Origin of the sequence: Christiangramia forsetii KT0803, assembly GCF_000060345.1 — a bacterium.
Classification (GTDB): Bacteria; Bacteroidota; Bacteroidia; order Flavobacteriales; family Flavobacteriaceae; genus Christiangramia; species Christiangramia forsetii.
The window spans coordinates 2,971,522-2,995,168 of record NC_008571.1; the positions used below are offsets into that span (position 1 = coordinate 2,971,522).

At 37.4% G+C, this 23,647-nt stretch carries 17 protein-coding genes; 10 read left to right on the forward strand and 7 right to left on the reverse strand.

The annotated features are described in order from the left end of the window. Positions 1–2: 2 nt before the first annotated feature. Genes radC through GFO_RS13495 form a run of 3 tightly spaced genes read right to left on the reverse strand, consistent with a single transcriptional unit; the run spans position 3 to position 2,983 of the window. On the reverse strand, positions 3–701 hold the full coding sequence (gene radC, locus GFO_RS13485) for a RadC family protein (RefSeq protein WP_011710715.1): 699 nt from the start codon (positions 699–701) through the stop codon (positions 3–5). A 60-nt stretch (positions 702–761) separates the two neighbouring features. After that, the gene (locus GFO_RS13490) at positions 762–2,114 is read right to left on the reverse strand and encodes a UDP-N-acetylmuramate--L-alanine ligase (RefSeq protein WP_011710716.1); all 1,353 of its coding nucleotides are present in this window, start codon (positions 2,112–2,114) and stop codon (positions 762–764) included. Between the two features lie 47 nt (positions 2,115–2,161). Beyond that, positions 2,162–2,983 (reverse strand): tetratricopeptide repeat protein, encoded by an 822-nt coding sequence (locus tag GFO_RS13495; RefSeq protein WP_148264626.1) that lies wholly within the window; start codon positions 2,981–2,983, stop codon positions 2,162–2,164. A 240-nt stretch (positions 2,984–3,223) separates the two neighbouring features. Here GFO_RS13495 and GFO_RS13500 point away from each other — a divergent pair, with 240 nt between their 5' ends. From GFO_RS13500 to GFO_RS13510, 3 genes are all read left to right on the forward strand, one after another. After that, the gene (locus GFO_RS13500; RefSeq protein WP_011710718.1) at positions 3,224–8,284 is read left to right on the forward strand and encodes a T9SS type B sorting domain-containing protein; all 5,061 of its coding nucleotides are present in this window, start codon (positions 3,224–3,226) and stop codon (positions 8,282–8,284) included. Between the two features lie 22 nt (positions 8,285–8,306). Beyond that, the gene (locus GFO_RS13505; protein ID WP_011710719.1) at positions 8,307–9,242 is read left to right on the forward strand and encodes a PorP/SprF family type IX secretion system membrane protein; all 936 of its coding nucleotides are present in this window, start codon (positions 8,307–8,309) and stop codon (positions 9,240–9,242) included. A gap of 146 nt (positions 9,243–9,388) precedes the next feature. Continuing rightward, positions 9,389–10,930, forward strand: coding sequence for an OmpA family protein (locus GFO_RS13510; RefSeq protein WP_232501931.1), 1,542 nt, complete (start codon positions 9,389–9,391; stop codon positions 10,928–10,930). 86 nt (positions 10,931–11,016) lie between these two features. Here GFO_RS13510 and GFO_RS13515 read toward each other — a convergent pair whose 3' ends face one another. Genes GFO_RS13515 through GFO_RS17600 form a run of 3 tightly spaced genes read right to left on the reverse strand, consistent with a single transcriptional unit; the run spans position 11,017 to position 13,727 of the window. Then, a complete protein-coding gene (locus GFO_RS13515; protein WP_011710721.1) occupies positions 11,017–11,538 on the reverse strand; it encodes a DUF4136 domain-containing protein in 522 nt (173 codons plus the stop codon). A gap of 60 nt (positions 11,539–11,598) precedes the next feature. Then, entirely contained in the window at positions 11,599–12,606 is a 1,008-nt protein-coding gene (gene obgE / locus GFO_RS13520) for a GTPase ObgE (RefSeq protein ID WP_011710722.1), read from the reverse strand. Between the two features lie 8 nt (positions 12,607–12,614). Next, the gene (locus GFO_RS17600) at positions 12,615–13,727 is read right to left on the reverse strand and encodes an adenylate kinase (protein WP_148264627.1); all 1,113 of its coding nucleotides are present in this window, start codon (positions 13,725–13,727) and stop codon (positions 12,615–12,617) included. Between the two features lie 121 nt (positions 13,728–13,848). On the opposite strand from GFO_RS17600, the gene GFO_RS13530 reads away from it, so the two are divergent. From GFO_RS13530 to GFO_RS13550, 5 genes are all read left to right on the forward strand, one after another. Further along, the gene (locus GFO_RS13530) at positions 13,849–15,009 is read left to right on the forward strand and encodes a 5-(carboxyamino)imidazole ribonucleotide synthase (RefSeq protein WP_011710724.1); all 1,161 of its coding nucleotides are present in this window, start codon (positions 13,849–13,851) and stop codon (positions 15,007–15,009) included. 6 nt (positions 15,010–15,015) lie between these two features. Beyond that, positions 15,016–15,501 (forward strand): 5-(carboxyamino)imidazole ribonucleotide mutase, encoded by a 486-nt coding sequence (gene purE / locus GFO_RS13535; protein WP_011710725.1) that lies wholly within the window; start codon positions 15,016–15,018, stop codon positions 15,499–15,501. A gap of 212 nt (positions 15,502–15,713) precedes the next feature. Continuing rightward, positions 15,714–17,744 (forward strand): M3 family metallopeptidase, encoded by a 2,031-nt coding sequence (locus tag GFO_RS13540; RefSeq protein ID WP_011710726.1) that lies wholly within the window; start codon positions 15,714–15,716, stop codon positions 17,742–17,744. A gap of 97 nt (positions 17,745–17,841) precedes the next feature. Further along, positions 17,842–18,393: a sigma-70 family RNA polymerase sigma factor gene (locus tag GFO_RS13545; RefSeq protein ID WP_011710727.1), complete on the forward strand. Its 552-nt coding sequence runs from the start codon at positions 17,842–17,844 to the stop codon at positions 18,391–18,393. A 2-nt stretch (positions 18,394–18,395) separates the two neighbouring features. Further along, the gene (locus GFO_RS13550; RefSeq protein WP_011710728.1) at positions 18,396–18,662 is read left to right on the forward strand and encodes a hypothetical protein; all 267 of its coding nucleotides are present in this window, start codon (positions 18,396–18,398) and stop codon (positions 18,660–18,662) included. On the opposite strand, the gene GFO_RS13555 is transcribed toward GFO_RS13550, so the two are convergent. Further along, positions 18,631–19,470 carry a UbiA prenyltransferase family protein gene (locus GFO_RS13555; RefSeq protein WP_011710729.1) on the reverse strand — a complete coding sequence of 280 codons (840 nt, stop codon included), beginning with the start codon at positions 19,468–19,470 and terminating at the stop codon, positions 18,631–18,633. The genes GFO_RS13550 and GFO_RS13555 overlap by 32 nt on opposite strands. A 132-nt stretch (positions 19,471–19,602) precedes the next feature. Here GFO_RS13555 and gcvP point away from each other — a divergent pair, with 132 nt between their 5' ends. Both gcvP and GFO_RS13565 read left to right on the forward strand, forming a co-directional pair. Continuing rightward, the gene (gcvP, locus tag GFO_RS13560; RefSeq protein ID WP_011710730.1) at positions 19,603–22,452 is read left to right on the forward strand and encodes an aminomethyl-transferring glycine dehydrogenase; all 2,850 of its coding nucleotides are present in this window, start codon (positions 19,603–19,605) and stop codon (positions 22,450–22,452) included. A gap of 129 nt (positions 22,453–22,581) precedes the next feature. After that, positions 22,582–23,646, forward strand: coding sequence for a 3-oxoacyl-ACP synthase III family protein (locus GFO_RS13565; RefSeq protein WP_011710731.1), 1,065 nt, complete (start codon positions 22,582–22,584; stop codon positions 23,644–23,646). The last annotated feature ends 1 nt before the right edge of the window (position 23,647 follow it).

Sequence of the window (23,647 nt, forward strand, 5' to 3'; positions counted from 1 at the left end):
TCTTAGAGCATACCTTCATCGGCAAAGCTAAGGTATGATTTTTCAGTTACAATAATGTGGTCAAGAACTTTGATATCCAGACTCTCTGATGCTGTTTTTAATTTCCTGGTAAGTTGCTTATCGGCTTCGCTGGCTTTGAGATTTCCCGATGGATGGTTATGCGCTAAGATTAGTGAAACCGCGCCTAGCTCAAGGGCTTTCTTCAAAGTAATGCGGACATCTACCAGCGTTCCCGTTATTCCGCCCTTACTAATTTGAAATTGCTCGATCACCTTATTGCTGTTATTGAGATAAATTATCCAAAACTCTTCATGCGGCAATTCACCTATAACAGGCTGCATAATTTCAAAAACAGAATTACTCGAAGTAATCTTCTTCTGTTCTAAGGCTTCCTCAAGCCTTCTTCTCCTTCCCAGCTCCAATGCCGCAACTATAGAAACGGCTTTTGCTGGCCCAATTCCCTTGAATTTGCATAATTGACTTACGGAAAGCTTCCCTAATTCGCTAAGATTATTTTTAGTGGAAGAAAGGATTCGTTTGGATAACTCTACAGCAGTTTCATTTTTACTACCAGACCCAATTAAAATGGCAATTAATTCAGAATCACTCAAACTTAATTTACCTTTCTGAAGTAATTTTTCCCTGGGCCTGTCATCTGCTGCCCAATTTTTTATACTAAGGTTTATTTTTTCATCATCCATCTTAGGTTAAAGATAAACAATGAAATAATATTTTGTTGAAAATTATTGATCCTGAGAAATTTAAATCATCTCTTTAAGTTCTTCCATATCAAGTCCGCCATAATTTCCGCTGCTCATCATCAGCAGAACTGAATTATTAAGATCTGTATTTTTCAATTCAGCTTTGAATTCTTCAGACGTGGTATAAACTTTAAGATTTTCTTTCTGAAAAGCTTCTCTAATTTGATTTTCTGTAACTGCCTCCAACTTCTTAATCGCTACGGCATCTGGAGAGTAAAACACCAGGGCTTCGTCTGCTTCAGCGAGGCTATCTTTATATTCCTTTAAAAATTCCGCATTTAAGCTACTGTAAGTATGCAGTTCTAAACAGGCTATCAGCTTTCTTTCTGGAAATTGCTCTTTTACCGCAGCCGTAGTCGCCGATACTTTTGAAGGACTATGAGCAAAATCCTTAAAAATAATGGAAGATGGAGATTCAGCTACTTTTTCTAGACGCTTTGAAGCCCCATTAAAAGTAGCGATAGCTTCATAAAAATCATCTTCATCAACACCCATATGCTGACAAATCCATTTTGCTCCGGCCAGATTATTCAAATTATGCTTTCCGAAAATCTCTAAAGGCAGTTCGCCTTCCGGAACATCTAATATAGTATGATCTCCATCTGTATGATATTCCGGAGTGTAATAAGCATGTTTTCTTATAGGGTTTTCTGTTTCTTCGGCAAGTTTTTTTACTACTGAATCTTCTTCATTGTAAACCAAAATTCCGCCGTTAATAATAGAATCAATGAAAATTTTAAATTGCTCTACATAATTTTCATAAGTCGGGAATACGTTAATATGATCCCAGGCAATTCCACTTAATAAAGCAATATTAGGTTGATATAAATGAAATTTTGGCCTTCTATCTAGCGCAGAAGATAAATACTCATCCCCTTCTATCACTATAAAATCATTATCTTTGGTTAAATGCACTGGATTCCCCAATCCTTCCAGCGATGCACCAACCATATAATCTATTTCTTTTTCGTGGTACTTCATAACATGCAGGATCATAGAAGTAATACTGGTTTTCCCGTGAGAACCTCCAATAACCACCCTGGTTTTATTTTTCGACTGCTCATATAAAAATTCAGGGTAAGAATATATTTTCAAACCTAGTTCACGAGCCTTTATTAATTCAGGATTATCGTCTTTCGCATGCATTCCTAGAATCACTGCATCCAGATCCGGGGAAATATTATCTGCATACCAGCCAATCTCCTTAGGAGATATACCATGTTCTATTAGCCTGGATTTAGAAGGTTCAAAGATCGCGTCGTCACTACCAGATATTTCGTAAGATTTTTGTTTTAAAGCAATAGCAAGGCTGTGCATGGCGCTTCCACCAATGGCGATAAAATGAATTTTCATAGAATGATTTTGTGCAAATATAAGAGTTGACTCAGGTAATTTACCTCTTAAAGCCTCTGAATTTTCTGCTTTTCGATAAGTGCCTTATCAAAATCTGGATCTATCTTCAAAGACCTCTCAATATACTTTAGCGCAATTTCTTGATTATTTTGCATTCTTTCAATTTGAGCAAGCCTAAGATATGCCCAGGCAGGAGATTTCAGGTCCTTATATCCATAATTCTCGATATATTCCTCAAGGAATTTTTTACCTGCATCAAGTTGAATCTCATTTATAGCAGCGGCTTCACCTAATTCATACTTCAGGTAGTTTCTGGAAACAAGTTCAGGCTTCCTTATTGCTGCCCTTATCGCGTCATTATATTTATTTTTTGACAGATCTCGGTACTCCTGAATTTTGTAGATGTAAGCGTCAGCTAACAGGGCATCTACTTGATTAATCCTATCTAAATCTGATGCGTAACTTTCAGCAATTGTTTTGCTACCGCCAACGATACTGGGAAGTTGCATATACAATTCTACTAAAGCCCTACGTGCTTCTTTATGTTTTGGATCAAGCTCAGCTGCCTTTTTTAGATATTCCTTAATATCTCCTAATAGAAGCGCGGCTTGAAATTTTGAACCATAATAGGCCTTCATTCCCATAGCTCCACCTAACTTGAAATTGTACATGGCATTTTCAGAATCCAAATCAAGTAGGCCTTCATAATATTCTATGGCTTCATCCCAATTCTTGTTAAAACTGGCAATATCTCCTAAATACTCCATTGCTATTGGTTGTTTTTCATGCTGTAGAAAAACTACTCTGGCTTTTTCAATTTCCCCATTATTGAGCATTTTTTCTGCACTATTTATGCTGGTCTGTGCCATCGATCCGAAGGTAAAAAGGTAAAAAAGTCCGACTATTAACCTGAAATTTGTTAGCATAAGTAAAATTTTTATAAATTTAGGGCGCCCAAAGAGTTGTAATTCAGCAAACTTAAGGCAACATATTATTAAATGATAAGATGTTTCTTAATTTAACTCAGCATATTAAAAATTATTTTAATATTTGTGCAACTTTTTAATGAGTTTTAACCATATATAAATTTTGAATTTAACACCTAGCCTATGCAAAATTTTACTTTAGGGAGGAAAGGCCTTAATTGGTTCCTTTTCGCCTTTATTTTATTTATTGGAAATTTAGCCTCTTACGGCCAAGCCCAAGACTGTGCCACACCAGGTTCAGACCAAAACTACTGTTATCTTGAAACAATAGATGACTTGCGTTATTCTAACGCTACGAACGGAGCTGTTTATGAATCAGCAGATACGGAAAATGATACAGATCCTATAGATGGGGACGAACTTTTGACTGATGGTACTACTTATTTCATTGGAAGTACTACAGAGGATTGTAATCGGGTACCTGTTACTGTAGCTGTAGACTCTGCAAATACACCAATGAACACTATTACAAATAATAGAGGTAGTTTTACTATATCTCCTTGTGAATCTGCAGGTTTTACGGCGAGTGAACTTGAAGATCTTTTCGTTGCTGATTCGGGGTATGACCTAGAAGTATATGGTACCGAATTTGGAGAAACTGCTTTAGCGCCAACCGATCCTCTAGCAGCAGGAAATAGCTATTTTGTAGGTCAGGTCGATGCCGATACTACAGATTCAAATGATCTTTGCCCATCTACGAGAGCAGCTGTTGGATTTGACCCTCTTGAATCCCCCACTCCAACCGCAGATGCTAACCAAACTTATTGTGAGGGAGCAACTGTGGCAGACCTAATGGCTTCTGGAACTGAGCCAAATACTCAGGCTATCAGATGGTATAGAAGTCAAACTTCTAACTCTCCGTTAGCGGATGATGTAGAGCTTGTAAATGGTGAAGATTATTTTGCAGCACAGGTTGTAAATGATAGAAATAGCCCATTTCCTCCTTGTGAAACTGTAAAAGGTGAACGAAGAGAAGTAATCGTTGAAGTAATTTCTTTTGATGCAGGAGATGATGTCATTGGTGAAATTTGTGAAGACGATCTAAGGGAAAGGATTGCCGATGGCGAAGGCTCATCTATTCTACTAAATTTCATTACTGATGGAAGGGATTTACCTAATAATGTTACGTTTAATCCTTCTTTAGGATCTTTGGCTCAACAATTCGAAAATGATCCTACCCAACCTATTATTACCACAGCCACATTTACTACTCCTGAAGAGTGTACTGATGATATTAATTTCAACATAGAAATCAATGAATCTTTTGAAGCGGGCGATGACAACACACAGGATAACACAACATGTAGAGCTACATTTTCAGCGGTAGCTACTGAGGGTGAAGTTACGGATTTCTTGATGACTTTATTAAGCTCTGATGCTGATAATGGCGGTACATTTTCAAATGTAACATCAATAACTGATAATATTAATGCTGGATCGGAAGGCCCTTTTATGTCTACCTACACAGTAGGTTCTGGAGAACCTTGTGAAGATAGCGCAGATCTAGCTTTTGAAATAGATGAAGCTGATGAGTTGGGAACTCAAACTGGAGACGGCATTTACTGCCAGTCAGAAATTGATTCCAGAATTGCAGGAACCACCATGTATGAAGAATTGGCAAGAGAATTATTCTTAGAGCAATTGGATTCAAGTGTTTCGCAAAATGGAGACTTTACCGATATGACTTTGGCAGAAGTTGTAGACGCGTATACTGATGGCGTGAGATCATTTATGACAACATATTCAGTTACTACAGAAAGTGGTTGTACATCCTCAGGAGAAATTTCCTTTGATATTCTAGAAGATGCTCCTGCAAATGCCGGTAGCTTTGATGATATTGAAAATGTTTGTACTAATGAAGACTCTATCGATTTAACGACATTACCAAACAACGATCCCGATGCAACAATGGGTGGAACATTCTCTGGTTCTGGCGTAAACAATAATCAATTTGATCCATCAATTGGTGAGGGAACCTATACAATCACATACTCTGTAGATGATACAACCCCATGCACAACTGATTCTGACGAAACTACGTTTACTATAACAGTAGAAGATACTCCTATTAATACTAATATTTCAAGGAGCTTATGTGTAACTGATGCACAGGATCTAATTTCAAATCCTATAGCAGGTTTTGAATTTCTTCAAGGTTTAGTGGAAGAAGCAGGCGTGGAAAATTTTGATGCTGATAATTTTGGCGACGGGACTGTTAGTGAAGCTACAAGCTTATCAAATTTCATTGATTCTCCAACCTCCGATTCTGAAACATTCAATTTTGAATATACAGATCCTGCAAATTCAGTATGTGATAGCGAAATTATAAGTATCTCTATTACTATTAATAATATACAGGATGCCAATGCTGGTGATATAGACAACCAAGTGGCTTGTACTACTGACGGAATAATAGCATTAAATCAATTCCTTGATGGTTCTGGTGCTCAAATGGGCGGAACGTTCTCTGGAGAAGGAGTAACTAATAATATGTTCGATACTTCTATTGGAATTAACGAAGATGGCTATTTAATTACTTATTCGATAAGTGAAGAGGATTCAGAATGTATTGAAGGACAGGATTCGACTACGTTTAGAATATTTGTGAATGAACCAGGTCAGGCAATTGCAGAAGCAATGAATGACGAGATTAATGTTTGTACAAGTGAAACTTCTTATAACCTAAACGCAGCATTATCTGAGGATAGCACGCTAGGAGGTACATTCTTACTGAATGGAGAAGAATTGGATGGAAACATTTTTGATGCCTCGACAGTAGAAGCTGGTGAGTATTCATTCACTTATACTGTAAGTTCAGAAGATGCAGATTGTATTGAAGGAGAAGCTTCTACTTCATTTATGATCAATGTGACTTCAAACTTTGATTTTGGAAATAATATCACAGCTGTACTTTGCGAATCTGAAGTACCTGAAAATTTAACTGCCGATATTATCGAAGACTTTTACTTAGGTCTGGTTTCAGGATTACCTTCAGGAGGTACTTTTGACACTACCGCAGAAGAAATCTTAGCGCAATACAATAACAATCCATTTGATACCTTCGCTACAACTTATACTGTAGATAATGGAGAATGTCAGGGATCTGTAGTTGTTTCTGTTACTATTCAAGAAGAAGGTCCTGCCAATGCGGGTGATATAGATGATCAAGTGGCTTGTACTACTGACGGAATGATAGCATTAAATCAATTCCTTGATGGTTCTGGTGCTCAAATGGGCGGAACGTTCTCTGGAGAAGGAGTAACTGACAATATGTTCGATACTTCTATTGGAACTAACGAAGAAGGTTATTTAATTACTTACTCAATAAATGGAGAAGATTCAGAATGTATTGAAGGACAGGATTCGACGACGTTTAGAGTATTTGTGAATGAACCAGGTCAAGCAATTGCAGAAGCAATGAATGACGAGATTAATGTTTGTACAAGTGAAACTTCTTATAACCTAAACGCAGCATTATCTGAGGATAGCACGCTAGGAGGTACATTCTTACTGAATGGAGAAGAATTGGATGGAAACATTTTTGATGCCTCGACAGTAGAAGCTGGTGAGTATTCATTCACTTATACTGTAAGTTCAGAAGATGCAGATTGTATTGAAGGAGAAGCTTCTACTTCATTTATGATCAATGTGACTTCAGAAACCTTCGATGCCGGTGAAGATGTAACTTTTACAGTTTGTTCTGTTGGACTAAATGCAACACCTAACCTTGCTACTGTTCGTAATTATTTTGTGAACCTGCTTGCCGATGGAGTTCCTACAGATGGTACTTTCTCACCAAGTATTGAGGATATTCGTCAGGATTATTTAGCAAATCAAATAGGAAGTTTTACTACTACTTATACTATTGGAAACGGAAGTTGTGAAGATTCTGTTGAACTTACTGTGGTGGTAACTGATCTTATCCCTGCAGAAATTGGTGAAATTACAACTCCAGATCCTATCTGTAGAAATGCGGAAGATGTAGACTTATTCTCATTCTTGCCTGCAGATGCAAATTCAAATGGAACATTTGAAGGATACGAAGATGGGACTTTCAGTCCTGCCATGATGGGTGCTGGTGAATTTGAAATCACTTACTCCCTTACCGAAGACTCACCTTGTACTGAAGGAGAAGCTTCTGCTACTTTTACAATTACAGTTCTTGAATCTGCCTTTGCAGGTATGGACATGGATCTAACTGTGTGTATGAACGAAGGAATTCAGAATCTTTTTGAATCTCTTTCAGTAGATGCAGATGACAACGGAGAATTCACTCTTGATGGAGACGTGATTGCTGATGGAATGATGAACCCTGCTGATTTTGAAGCTGGTGAGTATTCAGTAATTTATACTGTTGAAGCAATTAACGATTGTGGCGATGACACCGCAGAATTCACCATTACAGTTCAGGAAACGCCAGATGCACCTACAGTAGATGGAAATCCATTTACGTTCTGTGCAATAGATGATGCTACAGGAGCTGATCTCTCAGCAACTGGTTCCAACCTAACTTTCTACTCAGATGAAACCTTAAATACAATGGTTGCGCCTGAAGATGCTTTAGTTATGGGTACATATTACGTAACTCAAAGAATCGAGGAAGATGGATGTGAATCTGATGCTGCTGAAATAACAGTAAACATAAATGATACAAATGCACCAACAGCTTCTATTACAAATCCAAGTTTCTGTGAATTCAACGATCCTACAATAGCAGATCTTACAGACTTAATCAACGAAACAGGTACTATTACCTGGTATGATTCTGAAGACGGGGATAATGCATTAAGTAGTGGAACTGCTTTACAAGATGGGGTTACTTATTATGCAAGCCTTTTCAGTACCGAAACAGGCTGTGAAAGCTCAGGTAGATTAGCAGTAACTGTAACAATAGAATGTGACTTCTTCATCCCTGAAGGTTTTTCACCTAATACAGACGGATTTAACGACACATTTGACATTAGATTTATCGAAGATCTATACCCTAATTATACTATGGAAATTCGTAATAGAAACGGAGACCTGGTTTACAAAGGAAACGCTAACTCCCCAGATTGGGATGGCACCAGCACAGAAGGTTCTTTAGGAAGCGGTGCGCTACCGGTAGGAGCTTACTTCTACTATATAGACTTTAAAGATGGCGCGACTGAGCCAGTAAGAGGAACCGTGTACTTAAGTAGATAATTAGGATAAATAAGAGAACGAAATGAAAAAAATAATCACAAAATATTTATTATTCGCAGGCATTATCCTTTTTTCTATAAAAGGATTGGCCCAGCAAGATCCTCTATTCACTCAGTATATGTATAATATGAGTATAGTGAATCCTGCTTACGCAACAGATGATCCGGGAATGCTGGATCTGGGAGCTATTTATAGAATGCAATGGACAGATGTTGATGGTGCACCCCGCACCCTCAACTTCTTTGCCCACACTCCAATTAGTGAAAGAGTGGAATTAGGTCTTACAGTTGTTCATGACGAAATTGGTAATGTTGAGAAAACAAACAATATTACAGCTGATTTCGCCTATGTAATACCAACTGGTGAAAGCACTAATCTATCATTTGGTGCAAAAGCAGGTCTTACAACCTATGATGCAGATTTAACTCAATTGGTTGTTAACGACCCTAATGATCCGGCATTTGCAAATAACGTAAATGAGGTATTTCCTGTATTCGGTGTTGGAGCATTTTGGTTTGGAGATAAGCACTACTTGGGAGTTTCTGCTCCTAACCTGTTAACTTCAGATCATTTGGATGATAGTCGATTACTCAGAGACCGAGGTACAGAAGAAATTCATTATTATTTAACTGGTGGATATGTATTTGATATTAGTGAGAACCTTAAATTGAAACCTTCTACAATGGTTAGAGGTGTGGAAGGAGCTCCACTATCGGTTGATGTTAATGCTAACGTATTATTGTACGATAGACTTGAAGCAGGTGTAGGTTATAGATTCGACGAAACTATAACAGGTTTGGTAAACTTCAGAGTTACTCCAGGCCTAAGAATTGGATATGCTTACGATTATCCAACCTACGATTTAAGTAACGATGGGTCACACGAGATCATGCTTTTGTTTGATTTTGACCTATTCGGACTTAAAAAAGGATATGACAAATCACCTAGATTCTTCTAAAACCCGACTAACATGAAAAATATATATAGTACACTTTTAATAATTTTTGTAAGCATTACCGCTTTCGGACAAAAGTCTGATATTAGGGATGGAAACAAGTTTTTCTCCCGGCAGCCTACGTGGATGCAGCAGACGCTTATGAAAACGTGAATGATAAAACTCAGGAGATTCTTCAGAATCTTGGAGACTCATATTTCTATACAAATCAGATGCAAAATGCAAATGAAGTATATGAATTGCTTTTTCTAAGACATGAAGGAGCTGTAGAACCTGAGTATCAGTTTAGGTATGCCCACACTCTTATGGCTGCGGGTAATTATGTAAAGGCTGATGAGTTAATGAATGAGTTAACTGGTGAAAACTGGGATCATGAAAAATTTGCAAGTGAACTGGATACTATGGTTCCTCATAAATTTAAGTATGACCAGGTAATGAACAACCAGTCTTCTTCAGACTTCGGAATTGGATTCTACGGAGACCGTGTTGCTTTTGCTTCAACTAGAAATCAAGAGCGCCCAGTTTACCCTTGGAATAAGCTTCCAGCACTGGATCTTTACAGCGCAGAAATGAATGACGAAGGTGAAATGACCGATATCGTTCTTTTCTCTAATGTTATTAATACCGATGAGCACGAAAGTTCGGCTACTTTCAGTCAGGATGGTACTGTTATGTTCTTTGACAGAACCAACGAAGACAGAGTTAAGAATGAAAACGATGTTCGTGTAGCCCACATCAGTCTTTATCGTGCTGAAATGTTGAATGATGAGTGGACCAATGTTGAAAAGCTTCCATTTAGTAGCGAAGATTATTCAGTTGAACACCCAAGCTTAAGCGCTGATGGAAGTAAATTATACTTCGCCAGTGATATGCCTGGTGGTAGTGGATCTTTTGATATCTATGTTGTAGATGTAAACGAAGATGGAACTTACGGAACTCCACAAAATCTTGGTGCTGGGGTAAATACTGCTCAAAGAGATCAGTTTCCTTTTATTAGCGACGAAGATGTGCTTTACTTCACTTCAGACGGTCACCAGGGATTTGGAAATCTTGATATTTTCAGAACAGAAGGTGATTTTTCAGAAGTTGAAAACCTTGGAGAATCTATTAATAGCGGAAGTGATGATTTTGCATTCGTAATTAAAGAAAGTGAAGAAATGGGTTATTTCGCTTCTAACAGAAGAGGTACAGACAACCTTTACCAATTCACTCGTGAAGAGAATGAAATTATCGAAGCTCCAACAGTAACAGATGAAACTAGTGGACAGGATATCATTCCTATTGATGGAAGTAAGATTTACTTTGACTTTGATAAGGCTACTATTAAAGCTGAATCTAAGCCGGTACTTGATTCTGTAGTTACTTACATGAACGATTATCCGAACATTAAAGTGAAAGTTGAGTCTCATGCAGATGCAAGAGGATCTGATTCTTATAATATGGCTCTTTCTAAAAGAAGAGCAGCTTCTACTGTAGATTACCTTGTTGAAAAAGGAATTGACAAAGCTAGACTTACTTCTGAAGGATATGGTGAAAGCAGACCAACTAACGATTGTACTCAACCAACAGGTTGTACAAACGAGCAATATGCTAAAAACCGTAGAAGTGCATTCGTAGTATCTAACCGAAATGGATCTATGAACAACACTGAAATGAATGATCAGGAGATGGAAGATCAAGACGAAAACTAAGTTTTCTAACTGATACTAACTAACCAATCAAAAAGTGAAAAGCCCCGCAATTGCGGGGCTTTTTTATTACCAATACTGAATGAATATTATTTCTTTGGAGGATAACCATCCAAAGCTTTAGCTACGATTTTATCAAATCTTTCCTGCCTTGCGCCGGGTTCAGAATTCAAATTAAATGGACTTTCAACTACAGCCTGCCAAACGAGCACATCCTTCTCTACATCGATAAAATCAAAGGTTAATTTCAAAAAAGTATCTCTCTGGCCTACAGGAATACCACCAGAAACTCCTACACCTACATTTCCACCTCCGCCACCAACACCAAGACCAATTCGGCTTCGGTTATCTTGCTCGTACTTTTCAGTATAAACATTCACATAGATCTGTGGCGATTGTGGGCTTGAAAAACCTCTCTGCTGCATAGCATTTTTAAGACTTTCGGTTAACCTGGATTCGTCTAACTGACTTAAACCTGATTGAAAATCTGGAAATAATGCATAAGTTGAATATTGATCAAAATTGATTTGTTGATCATAATCATATACTGCCTGAGGTGCATTACAGGCAGTTATAAATAACAATAAAACTGAATATTTAAATAGTTTCATAAACTGATTTTTACTAAAAATAAGAAAAATCAGTTCGAGACTTTATAGGTTTAACAGGAATTAAACAGGCTCTCTATTAAGCATTTGCCATAATTTATCCTTTAATTCGGTAAGTCCGCTTTGAGCTACTGAAGAAATAAAGATATAAGGAAGTTGTAATTCTTTATCCAGCTCTTTGGCCATTTCGGCTTTTAGCTCTTCATCAAGCAGGTCACTTTTTGAAATCGCTACCAACCTATCCTTATCCATTAATTCAGGATTATACCGTTTTAATTCATCAAGCAGGATATCGTATTGTTTCTTAATATCTCTGGCGTCTGATGGGATTAAAAATAATAAGGTGGAATTTCTTTCAATATGCCTTAAAAATCGATGTCCCAAACCTTTTCCTTCTGCTGCACCCTCTATAATTCCAGGAATATCTGCAACAACAAAAGTTTTAAAATCACGATATTCAACGATTCCAAGATTTGGCTTGAGTGTTGTAAATTCATAATTAGCGATCTTTGGCTTTGCGGCTGTGATAACAGAAAGTAGGGTAGATTTTCCTGCATTTGGAAAACCTACCAAACCAACATCGGCAAGAACCTTTAATTCTAAGGTAACGTCAATCTGCTGCCCATCAACTCCCGGCTGTGCATATCTCGGAGTTTGATTGGTAGAACTTTTAAAATGCCAATTTCCACGGCCACCCATTCCACCTTCCGCTACAATAAATTCCTGGCCATCTTCAGTGATCTCCTTAATAATTTCGTTGGTCTCGGTATCACGAATCACAGTTCCCAAAGGCACATCAATATATTCATCAGATCCCTGCGAACCAGAACTTCTCTGTTTGCTTCCATTACCACCGTGTTCAGCTTTTACGTGACGCTTAAACTTTAAATGAAATAATGTCCAGAGGTTTTTGCTTCCTTTTAATATTACGTGACCACCACGACCACCATCTCCTCCATCTGGTCCACCTTTGGTAATATATTTCTCCCTGTGAAGGTGAGCAGAACCCTTCCCTCCTTTTCCAGAAAAAACATGAATTTTTACGTAGTCAACAAAATTCCCTTCAGTCATTCTCTATATTATTTCATTAATTCATCGATCACATTGCTTAATCGCTCAGTAATCTCATCAATATTCCCTACTCCATCTACACCGTAATACTTATCCTGCTTCTGATAGAAATTTTTCAGAATAGCGGTTTCATTATAATAAACCTTAATTCGGTTTCTAATAACTTCTTCATCAGCATCATCAGGTCTTCCAGAAGTTTTACCTCTTTCTAGTAAACGCTCCACCAAAACCTCATCTTCTACTTCTAAAGCGATCATAGCATTTACTTCAGTTCCTTTAGACTCCAGATAAGTGCTTAGGGCTCCAGCCTGCGCTTCGGTACGAGGAAAACCATCAAAAATAAATCCATTAGCTCCCTCGTTTTTTTCCACCTCCGCATTCAACATTTTAATAGTAACCTCATCTGGTACTAACTGGCCTTTATCCATAAATGATTTGGCACTCAATCCCAATTCTGTTTGATTCTTGATATTAAACCTAAAAACATCACCTGTGGAAATGTGAATAAGTTCATATTTTTCTTTAAGAATTGAAGCCTGAGTTCCTTTGCCTGCACCCGGAGGGCCAAAAAGCACTAAATTTGTCATTTTCTTTTCTTTGCGTTTATATACTTGAGTAAAGTTTCGGCCAAGTCCGTCATAATCCAGACCATAGCCAACTATAAATTTATTAGGTATTTTTATTCCTATAAATTCCACAGGAATATTCTTTTTATATGCTTCAGGTTTAAAAAACAAAGTGGCTACTTTATAATCCCCAACTTCAGCATTTTTCAAAATCTTATCTATCTCCAACAGGGTATTTCCGGTGTCCACGATATCTTCCAGTAAAATAACCTGCCTACCTTTTAGATCCTGATTCAGTCCAAGTAGCGTTTTTACATCCCCGGTAGTTTCAGTTCCCTCATAGGATCCCATTTTCACAAAACTGATCTCACAGTCGCCCTTGAACCTCTTAATGATTTCTGAAGCGAACATAAATGAACCATTCAATACACCTAGAAAAACAGGCTTCTTATCTCCAAAATCCCTATTGATTGCAACTGAAAGTTCATCGATGACCTCTATAATTTTCTTTTCAGAAATAAAAGGCTCAAATTCGAGATCATGTAGTTTTATCAAAATTTTCAAATTTAAGTGGCAAAGATAAGGAATCTCAGGAAGCCCTGCCCCTTGATTTCTTATTGAATATCTATGGCAGGAATTAGTAATAAGCTATTTTTGCGAAAAGCCTCTTTAATTTATGGTAAACTATTTTTCTTCAGACTTTAAACTCGGCATTTTAGGCGGAGGCCAACTTGGCAAAATGATGTTATATGAAACAAGAAAATATGATATCCAGACCCTGGTTCTTGATCCTAGTGAAGAAGCTCCCAGCAAAATATCCTGCAACTATTTCGAGCAGGGAGAACTTATGGATTACAATACCGTTCTCAATTTTGGAAGAAAGGCTAATGTTGTTACGTTTGAAATTGAAGGGGTAAATATTGAGGCTTTAAAGCAACTGGAATCTGAAGGTATCAAAACATTCCCATCAGCAGCTACTTTGGAGAAAATTCAGAATAAGGCAGTACAGAAGAAATTTTATCTTGAAAAAAGTATCCCTACTGCAAATTTTGAAGTTTTTGAAGATCTTCAGAAATTAAAAGATGCGGTTAAGAATAATAAGATCAGTCTTCCATTTGTGTGGAAAAGCGCTACCGGAGGTTATGACGGGAAAGGTGTTTCTGTCATAAAAATTATTGAAGACCTTAATGAACTTTCAGACGGTGAATGTATTGCGGAAAGATTAGTTCCATTTAAGAACGAATTGGCGGTAATTGTAGCCAGAAATCCTTCCGGGGAAATGAAAACATATCCCGTGGTAGAAATGGAATTTCATCCTACTGCCAATCAAGTGGAATATGTGATCTGTCCTGCACGGATTGATGAAAAGGTTGCAGAAAAGGCCAGAAAGTTAGCAGAAAAAGTTTCCGAAGCTTTTGGGCATGTAGGATTGCTTGCTGTTGAAATGTTTCAAACAGAAGATGATCAAATTCTTATCAATGAAGTGGCACCAAGACCTCACAATAGTGGTCATTATAGTATTGAAGCTTCTTACACCAATCAATTTGAACAGCATATTCGTGCAATTTTAGATCTTCCTTTAGGAAATACAGAAAGCAAGGTAGGTGGAATTATGGTGAATTTGGTAGGTGCTAAAGATCATGAGGGTGAAGTGGTTTACGAAAATATAGAGCAAATCATGAAGATGGATGGAGTTACTCCACACATTTACGGCAAAAAAATCACCAGACCTTTCCGAAAAATGGGCCATGTGACCATAGTAGATAAAGATATTTCAAAAGCCAGAGAAGTAGCTGAAAAAGTAAAAAATAGCATTAAAGTCATCAGTAAAAAATAAACCAGAATGGGAAAAGTAGCAGTGATTATGGGTAGCACCAGCGATATGCCGGTGATGCAAGAAGCCATAGACATTTTAAAAGGTTTTGACATTGAAGTGGAAGTAGATATAGTCTCTGCTCATAGAACTCCTGATAAACTTTTTGAATTCAGTAAAACAGCTCATGAGAAAGACATCAAGGTTATAATTGCCGGTGCTGGTGGAGCTGCTCACTTACCAGGAATGGTAGCTTCTATGTCTCCCCTTCCGGTCATTGGAGTTCCCGTGAAATCAAGAAATTCTATTGATGGCTGGGATTCTGTACTTTCTATTCTTCAAATGCCTGGTGGTGTACCTGTAGCTACCGTTGCCCTTGATGGTGCAAAAAATGCAGGAATTCTTGCAGCTCAAATTATTGGAGTTGCAGACAAATGTGTTTTAGATAAAATCCTTGTTTATAAAGAAGGCTTAAAACAAAAAGTAATCGAAGGTGCCAAGTCACTCAAAAAATAAGAAAGGCCGCTGATGCGACCTTTCGAGTAGTAAACATTTAATCTGTACTTATTATTTATTAACCATTCTAAATATAAAACCAGAACTTTGCGAACTACTATATTGGAATTGATTCATTTTTGCTTTGAATCGGCTAAAATATTAAAAAAAACTTAAAAAATTATCATTTACGTTAATTAATTTGCCATTAGCGTTAATCAAAATCTATACAAATGAGTTCTCAAAATATACTATTAACTGAATTTGAATACGCTCCATTCTCGAAAATCAAAAACGAGGATTTCAAACCTGCTATTTTAAAAGCAGTGGAGCTGGCGAGAGAAGAAATTAATGAGGTTGTTAATTCTGAAGAAACACCAACTTTTGAGAATACTATTGAAACTCTGGAGTTCTCTGGTAAAAAACTGGATAGGGTTACCAGCATTTTTTTTAATATAAATTCGGCAGAAACAAATGAAGAAATTCAAAAAATTGCGCAGGAAGTTTCTCCCGTTCTTTCAGAATTTAAAAACGATATAATTTTAAATAAAGAACTATTTAAAAAAATAAAAGAGGTCAACGCTGAAAAAGATTCTTTAGACTTATCGAAAGAACAAGCTATGCTTCTGGAAAAAAAGTATAAAGCTTTTACCAGAAATGGCGCTAACCTCCCTGACGAAAAACAGTACGATCTAAGAGAGATAGACAAGAAACTTTCAAAATTAAGCCTGCAGTTTGGAGAGAATGTCCTGGCGGAAACCAATAAATATGAACTTCAGGTAACCGATGAATCCAGACTTGGAGGCTTACCCGAAAATTTTTTAGAAGAAGCAAAATCTGTCGCAAAATCTAAAGAAAAAGATGGCTGGATCTTCACGCTGGAATATCCTAGTTATATTCCTTTTATGAAATATGCAAATGATAGAAAACTCCGCGAGGAACTATCTATGGCTTTTGGATCCAGAGCTTTCAATAATAATGAATTAGACAACCGGGAGAATGTTCTTGAAATTGCGAAATTGAGATATAAGCGAGCTCAGTTATTAGGTTTTGAATCTCATGCGCATTTTATTTTAGAAGAACGAATGGCAGAAACTCCTGAAAAAGTAAATTCATTTTTGGAGGAAATGTTGGAGAAAGCAAAACCTGCAGCTGAAAGAGAGTTTAAAGAACTTGAAAATTTTGCTAAAGAGCTTGACGGTATAGATAAACTTCAAAAATGGGATGCTGCTTATTACGGAGAAAAGCTGAAGCAAAAGCTTTTTAATCTTGACGATGAAAAATTAAAACCATATTTTAAGCTTGAAAATGTAATAGATGGTGTTTTTACAGTTGCTCAAAAACTTTACGGACTTAACTTTAAGGAAGTAACCAATATTGACAAATATCATCCTGATGTTCAAGCTTTTGAGGTTACCAATGAATTGGGAGAAGAGATTGCGCTCTTTTATGCCGACTTCCACCCTCGTTCAGGAAAGAGAGACGGTGCATGGATGACGATCTATAAAGATCAATATGTTCAGAATAATAAAAATGAACGTCCACATATATCCATTGTTTGTAATTTCACCAAGCCAACTGAAAAAGAGCCTTCGTTACTTACATTTAATGAGGTAACCACGCTTTTCCATGAATTTGGGCATGCCCTACACGGAATGCTGGCCAACACAACCTACCCTAGTCTTTCGGGACCTAATGTTTACTGGGATTTTGTAGAACTCCCTAGTCAGGTGCTGGAAAACTGGTGTTACGAAAAAGAAGCTTTACAGCTTTTTGCTAAGCATTATAAGACAGGAGAAGCAATTCCTCAGCAATACATAGATAAAATCAAAGAGTCAGCAAACTTCCTAGAAGGAATGGCAACGCTACGACAAATAAGTTTCGGAATGCTGGATCTTAGCTGGCATGCTATTGATCCTACAGATGTGGAAGATGTTAAGCGGCATGAAGTAGAGGCTTTTGAGAAAACAAAACTGTATCCAGATGTCGCATCTAACTGTATGAGTACGGCATTCTCTCATATTTTCCAGGGAGGATATTCTGCGGGCTATTACTCTTATAAATGGGCTGAAGTACTCGATGCGGACACCTTTGAGTATTTTACTGAAAATGGAATATTCAGTAAAGATATTGCTGATAAATTCAAAGAAAATATACTTTCCAAAGGAGGAACAGAACACCCGATGGAACTGTATAAACGTTTCCGCGGAAAGGAACCTAAGCCAGATGCTTTATTGAGAAGAGCTGGTTTAATATCAAAATAGCTGAAAACAGTTATTACATCTATAAATCTTATCTTTTTGATAGCTTTAGATAGGCTTTCTTTTGCTATTTTTGATTAGAATCGTTTTAAACTAGATCATGCCAGCTAATACCCTCGACCCAAATAAATGGGTTGATAAATATTCAGACTACCTTTTTAATTACACGATTGTCCGGGTGAACGATCGTGAGGTGACAAACGATCTTATCTCAGAAACTTTTCTGGCTGCATTAAAATCTGCTAAGAATTTCAAAGGAGAGGCTAGTGAAAGAACCTGGTTAATTTCGATTTTAAAGCGAAAGATCATAGATTACTATCGCAAAATCAATTCTCGAAAAGGAAAAGCCGAAGTTAAAATCAAATATTCTGATGATTATAATGAAGGTGAATGGCTAGAGGAGCAGGTAGCAGATCAGTTTGATAAAACTGCGGAAGATGAAATGGAGAATAATGAACTCGGGCTGGCCATACTGGACTGCCTCGATTCTATAAACGAAAAGCACGCAGAGATCTTTAAGAGGAAAACAATTGACGGCGCAGATACCGAAGCTATTTGTAATGAATTTAATATCACCCCGTCTAATCTGTGGGTTATCATACACAGGGCCAGGACTGCTTTGGCTGCTTGTCTTGAAAAAAACTGGTTTTAATTATGAGTAAAAAAAGTAACTTCCTTTTTGTTGATTGTTCTGAAGCGGCTACCTGCTGTGACAAGGCGCAATATGAAGAAGCAGATTTCCTGGAGAAGATCAAACTCACCATTCACCTCATGTTTTGTAAAACCTGCAGAAAATTCTCAAAGAGAAATTCAAAACTTACCAATCTCATGCAGGAATCTAAACTGGAAACCTGTCCTGAAGAAAAGAAAAACCAGTGGCGACAGCAAATTAAAAAGGAATTTGCGGAAGACCGAAATTGACTATCAGATAAACCCCCAGATATAGAATAGGCACCGCTTCTACCCAGAATGAAGCATAATATTTTTTTTGATCCTCCTTGGATTGCCATAAAAAAAGCCCGCTAAGAAATAATATTGCTCCTAAGGCTAAAAATTCAGCTGAATTAAATGATTCCTGAAATAATTCTACCAGAAATATTATCAAAATCAAAAAAGTCCCAAAAATTTTGGTCGTAGAACTTCCAAGCTTCTGAGGAATAGTCCCCAGGTTCTCATTATCAAAATTTAGATCCCTTATTTCAAAAGGCAACGTTAAAATAATCACCAGTAGAATTCGCTGTACAAAATCTATCAGTAATTCAATTCCAAGAAATTTTTCAGCATTAATTAGAGGAAGCAATACCGTACTCCCAGCCCACACTAATGCTATGATAAAGATCTTGATTCCGGGGAGACTTCGTAGATTCTTACCACCTCCAAAAACAGGAATCGCATAGAATAAGGTAAAAGCACCTAATATCCCTGTAGCAATGAGCACCTCCATTTTCAGTTGAAAACAGAAATAGACTAATGCTATAAAGCAAAAACAGGAAAATATCTGAATGATCTTTAAATTTTTTGCAAGGCTTAAATGATGAAGTTTAGCAATACCCGCATATTTCACAAAATTATAACCGGTAATGGAGGCAAAAAAAATAAACAGAAGAAGATTTAGATCAGGGATAAGATCATGCTCAAAAAAAGTGATCAAGGTAAAAGCAACAACAGCTAAAGAGACATGGATGCTACTATTTATATAAAGTTCAAAAGTATTTTTCAAATACTTCATTCTGTAAAATTACATATAAAATCGCATAGATAGAATAGCCTTTAAAATCTTAACAACTGTATACGCCTTAACTATAAAAAATTAGCACGAAATTATGTATTTTCGCAGCACGAAAAACACAACTTTATTTTAATGAGAACAGATTCTTTCGCGTTACGTCACATAGGTCCTAAAGCAGAAAATCTACAGGAAATGCTCGATACTATCGGCGTTGAGTCTATAGAGCAATTAATCTATGAGACGATCCCAGATGATATTAGATTAGATCAGCCTTTGAACCTTCCAAAAGCAATGAGTGAAAATCAATATGCCGAGCATATTAAAAAGCTTTCTGAAAAGAACAGGGTTTTTAAAACTTATATTGGTCTTGGTTACCATCAGGCTATTCTTCCTGCCGTTATCCAACGAAATATTTTGGAAAATCCGGGCTGGTATACTGCTTATACCCCCTACCAGGCAGAGATTGCGCAGGGACGCTTAGAGGCTTTACTTAATTTCCAAACCATGGTAAGTGACCTTACCGGAATGGAAATAGCAAATGCCTCCCTTCTTGACGAATCTACTGCCGCCGCAGAAGCGATGGCTTTATTGCATGCAGTTCGTGATAGAAAACAAAAGAAAGATGATGTAAACAAATTTTTTGTTTCTCAACAAACTTTGCCGCAAACTATCTCTTTAATGGAAACCAGGGCTAATTTCCTTGGAATAGATATGGTAGTGGGCGATCATGAAGAGTTTGATTTTTCTGAAGAATATTTTGGTGCATTAGTGCAATATCCAGGAAAGTTCGGACAGATCTTCGATTATGCCAATTTTGTTGAAAACTGTAAGAATGCGAATATTAAAACTGCTTTTGCAGCCGATATACTAAGCTTGGTTAAACTTCAGGCACCCGGAGAACTCGGTGTAGATGTAGTTGTAGGTACTACTCAGAGATTTGGAATCCCTCTTGGTTATGGCGGCCCTCATGCAGCTTATTTCGCAACGAAAGAAGAATACAAGCGTAACCTTCCCGGAAGAATTATTGGTCTTACCAAAGATCTCGATGGCAATAATGCGTTGAGAATGGCTCTTCAAACAAGAGAGCAGCATATTAAAAGAGATAAGGCCACTTCTAATATTTGTACTGCACAGGTTTTACTTGCAGTAATGGCTGGAATGTATGCGGTTTATCATGGTCCGAAGGGTCTGGAATATATCGCAAATATAGTACATGCATCGGCTGTATCTCTGGAAGATAGCCTGAAGGAACTTGGTTTTGAACAACTAAATTCAGCTTATTTTGATACTATTCATGTTAAGGCGAATGCTTCAAAATTGAAAGCAATTGCTGAAAAGCATGAGATCAATTTCTTTTATCCAGATGCCGAAAGTGCCTGTATTTCGATAAATGAAACTACTACTACTGATGATCTTAATGCAGTAATTGCTGTTTTCGCTGAACTTTCTGAAAAGAAACATGCTGAAATCGAAGAACTTTCTGAAAGAACGGCAATCCCTAAGAATCTAGAGAGAAAAACTGAATTTCTAACGCACGAAGTTTTCAATCTTTATCATTCCGAGACTGAATTGATGCGTTATATAAAGAAACTGGAGCGTAAAGATCTTTCGTTAAATCATTCTATGATTTCGTTAGGGTCTTGCACCATGAAATTGAATGCAGCTTCAGAGATGCTTCCATTAAGCAATCCGCAATGGGGGAATATGCATCCTTTTGCACCAGTAAATCAGGCTGAAGGATATCAAACAGTATTAAAAGAATTAGAACATCAATTAACCGAAATTACCGGTTTTTCGGCAACTTCTCTTCAGCCCAATTCTGGTGCCCAGGGAGAATATGCAGGATTGATGGTTATTAGAGCTTATCATGAAGCAAACGGAGAAGGCCATAGAAATGTATGTTTGATCCCATCTTCAGCCCATGGAACCAATCCTGCTTCCGCAGTAATGGCTGGAATGAAGGTAGTTGTTACAAAGGCTTCAGAAAACGGAAATATTGATGTAGATGATCTTCGGGAAAAAGCTATAAAACATAAAGACAATCTTGCAGCATTGATGGTTACGTATCCATCTACGCATGGGGTATTTGAATCTGCAATTAGGGAGATCACAAATATTATCCATGAAAATGGTGGTCAGGTATATATGGACGGTGCAAATATGAATGCACAGGTTGGATTGACCAATCCGGGTAGAATTGGTGCTGACGTTTGTCACCTTAATTTACATAAAACCTTTGCCATCCCTCATGGAGGGGGTGGACCGGGAGTTGGACCTATTTGCGTTGCAGAACAGCTAAAGCCTTTCCTACCTGGTAATCCAGTGATCAAAACCGGTGGAGAAAAAGCGATTGGAGCGATCTCTTCTGCTCCCTGGGGATCTTCTCTAGTATGCCTTATTTCTTACGGATATATCAAAATGCTTGGAACGGGAGGACTACAACAGGCCACTGAATATGCCATTTTAAATGCTAACTACATTAAAGCAAGGCTAAACGATCATTATAAAACCCTGTATTCAGGAGAAAGAGGACGTGCAGCGCACGAAATGATTATTGATTGTCGCCCATTCAAAGAACAAGGTATTGAAGTAACAGACATTGCGAAAAGACTGATAGATTATGGTTTCCATTCTCCTACTGTTTCTTTTCCGGTTGCAGGAACCATGATGATTGAACCTACAGAAAGTGAAAGCAAACCTGAATTGGATCGTTTTTGTGATGCCTTAATTTCTATTAGAAAAGAGATTGATGAAGTTTCTGTAGATGATTCTAATAATGTTTTGAAAAATGCGCCACATACTATTCATATGTTAACTTCAGATGAATGGAAACTCCCTTACTCTAGAGAGAAAGCGGCTTATCCATTAGATCATTTACACGACAACAAATTCTGGCCAAGTGTCCGCAGGGTTGATGAGGCTTTTGGAGACAGAAATCTTATGTGTACCTGTCCGCCAACTGAAGAATATGCCGAAGCTTAATATTTAAAAAATGTCTCTAATAGTAAAAACCTGTCAGACGGCAGGTTTTTTTTCGACCAAAAAAATAACTATTTTAAGCGGGTTTTAAGATATTTATTTAAATTGTGACCCTAACAACAAGAAAGTCAGATGAACTGCAAAATTACCGGAACGGGAAGTTATATACCAAATGTCGTTACAAAAAATGCTGACTTTGATCAACATAAGTTCTTCAATCTTGACGGATCTAACTTTCCCCATGATAATGAAACCACCATTAGAAAATTCAAGGCGATCACGGGGATTGAAGAAAGACGTTATCTAGACGAAAATCTTACCACTTCCGATATTGCTGTAATCGCAAGTCAGAAAGCGATTGAAAGCTCTGGAATAGACCCTGAAACACTAGATTATATTATTGTGGCTCATAATTATGGAGATGTAAAATCAAAATCCATTCAAAGTGACACTGTTCCCAGTTTAGCAACCAGAGTCAAAGCTCATCTAAGAATAAAGAATCCAAAATGTGTTGGGTATGATCTCCTGTTCGGTTGTCCAGGCTGGATAGAAGGAATGATCCAAGCACAGGCCTTTATTAAGGCAGGAATTGCCAAAAAATGCCTTATTATTGGCGCTGAAGCTCTTTCGAGAGTCGTAGATAAGCATGACAGGGATTCCATGATATTTTCAGACGGTGCCGGTGCGGTAATCCTTGAAGCTACGGATGCTGAATCTGGATCTGGAATACTTTCTCACGAATCGGCAACTTATTCTTTTCAGGAATCTGAATATATCTATTTTGGAAAATCCAATCATTCTGATGCTCCTGAAGACATCAGGTATATTAAAATGCATGGTAGAAAGATCTATGAATTCGCTTTGGTAAACGTTCCAAAAGCGATGAAGGAATGTCTGGAAAATAGTGGAAAGTCAATTAAGGATCTTAAAAAGATTTTCATTCATCAGGCGAATGAAAAAATGGACCATGCTATTATTCAGCGATTTTATAAGTTACATGGGATGACCCCTCCCGAGAATGTAATGCCTATGACCATTCACGAACTCGGTAATAGCAGTGTAGCAACTGTTCCTACTCTTTTTGACCTTGTTCAAAGAGGAAAAATAGACAACCAAAAGCTTGAAAAAGGAGATGTGGTTATGTTTGCAAGTGTTGGTGCGGGAATGAACATTAATGCTATTACCTATCAGATCTAAA

Coding starts and splice junctions, on each gene's coding strand:
- radC (WP_011710715.1), bottom strand. CDS start 701: ATGGATGATGAAAAAATAAACCTTAGTATAAAAAATTGGGCAGCAGAT.
- GFO_RS13490 (WP_011710716.1), bottom strand. CDS start 2,114: ATGAAAATTCATTTTATCGCCATTGGTGGAAGCGCCATGCACAGCCTT.
- GFO_RS13495 (WP_148264626.1), bottom strand. CDS start 2,983: ATGGCACAGACCAGCATAAATAGTGCAGAAAAAATGCTCAATAATGGG.
- GFO_RS13500 (WP_011710718.1), top strand. CDS start 3,224: ATGCAAAATTTTACTTTAGGGAGGAAAGGCCTTAATTGGTTCCTTTTC.
- GFO_RS13505 (WP_011710719.1), top strand. CDS start 8,307: ATGAAAAAAATAATCACAAAATATTTATTATTCGCAGGCATTATCCTT.
- GFO_RS13515 (WP_011710721.1), bottom strand. CDS start 11,538: ATGAAACTATTTAAATATTCAGTTTTATTGTTATTTATAACTGCCTGT.
- obgE (WP_011710722.1), bottom strand. CDS start 12,606: ATGACTGAAGGGAATTTTGTTGACTACGTAAAAATTCATGTTTTTTCT.
- GFO_RS13530 (WP_011710724.1), top strand. CDS start 13,849: ATGGTAAACTATTTTTCTTCAGACTTTAAACTCGGCATTTTAGGCGGA.
- purE (WP_011710725.1), top strand. CDS start 15,016: ATGGGAAAAGTAGCAGTGATTATGGGTAGCACCAGCGATATGCCGGTG.
- GFO_RS13540 (WP_011710726.1), top strand. CDS start 15,714: ATGAGTTCTCAAAATATACTATTAACTGAATTTGAATACGCTCCATTC.
- GFO_RS13545 (WP_011710727.1), top strand. CDS start 17,842: ATGCCAGCTAATACCCTCGACCCAAATAAATGGGTTGATAAATATTCA.
- GFO_RS13550 (WP_011710728.1), top strand. CDS start 18,396: ATGAGTAAAAAAAGTAACTTCCTTTTTGTTGATTGTTCTGAAGCGGCT.
- GFO_RS13555 (WP_011710729.1), bottom strand. CDS start 19,470: ATGAAGTATTTGAAAAATACTTTTGAACTTTATATAAATAGTAGCATC.
- gcvP (WP_011710730.1), top strand. CDS start 19,603: ATGAGAACAGATTCTTTCGCGTTACGTCACATAGGTCCTAAAGCAGAA.
- GFO_RS13565 (WP_011710731.1), top strand. CDS start 22,582: ATGAACTGCAAAATTACCGGAACGGGAAGTTATATACCAAATGTCGTT.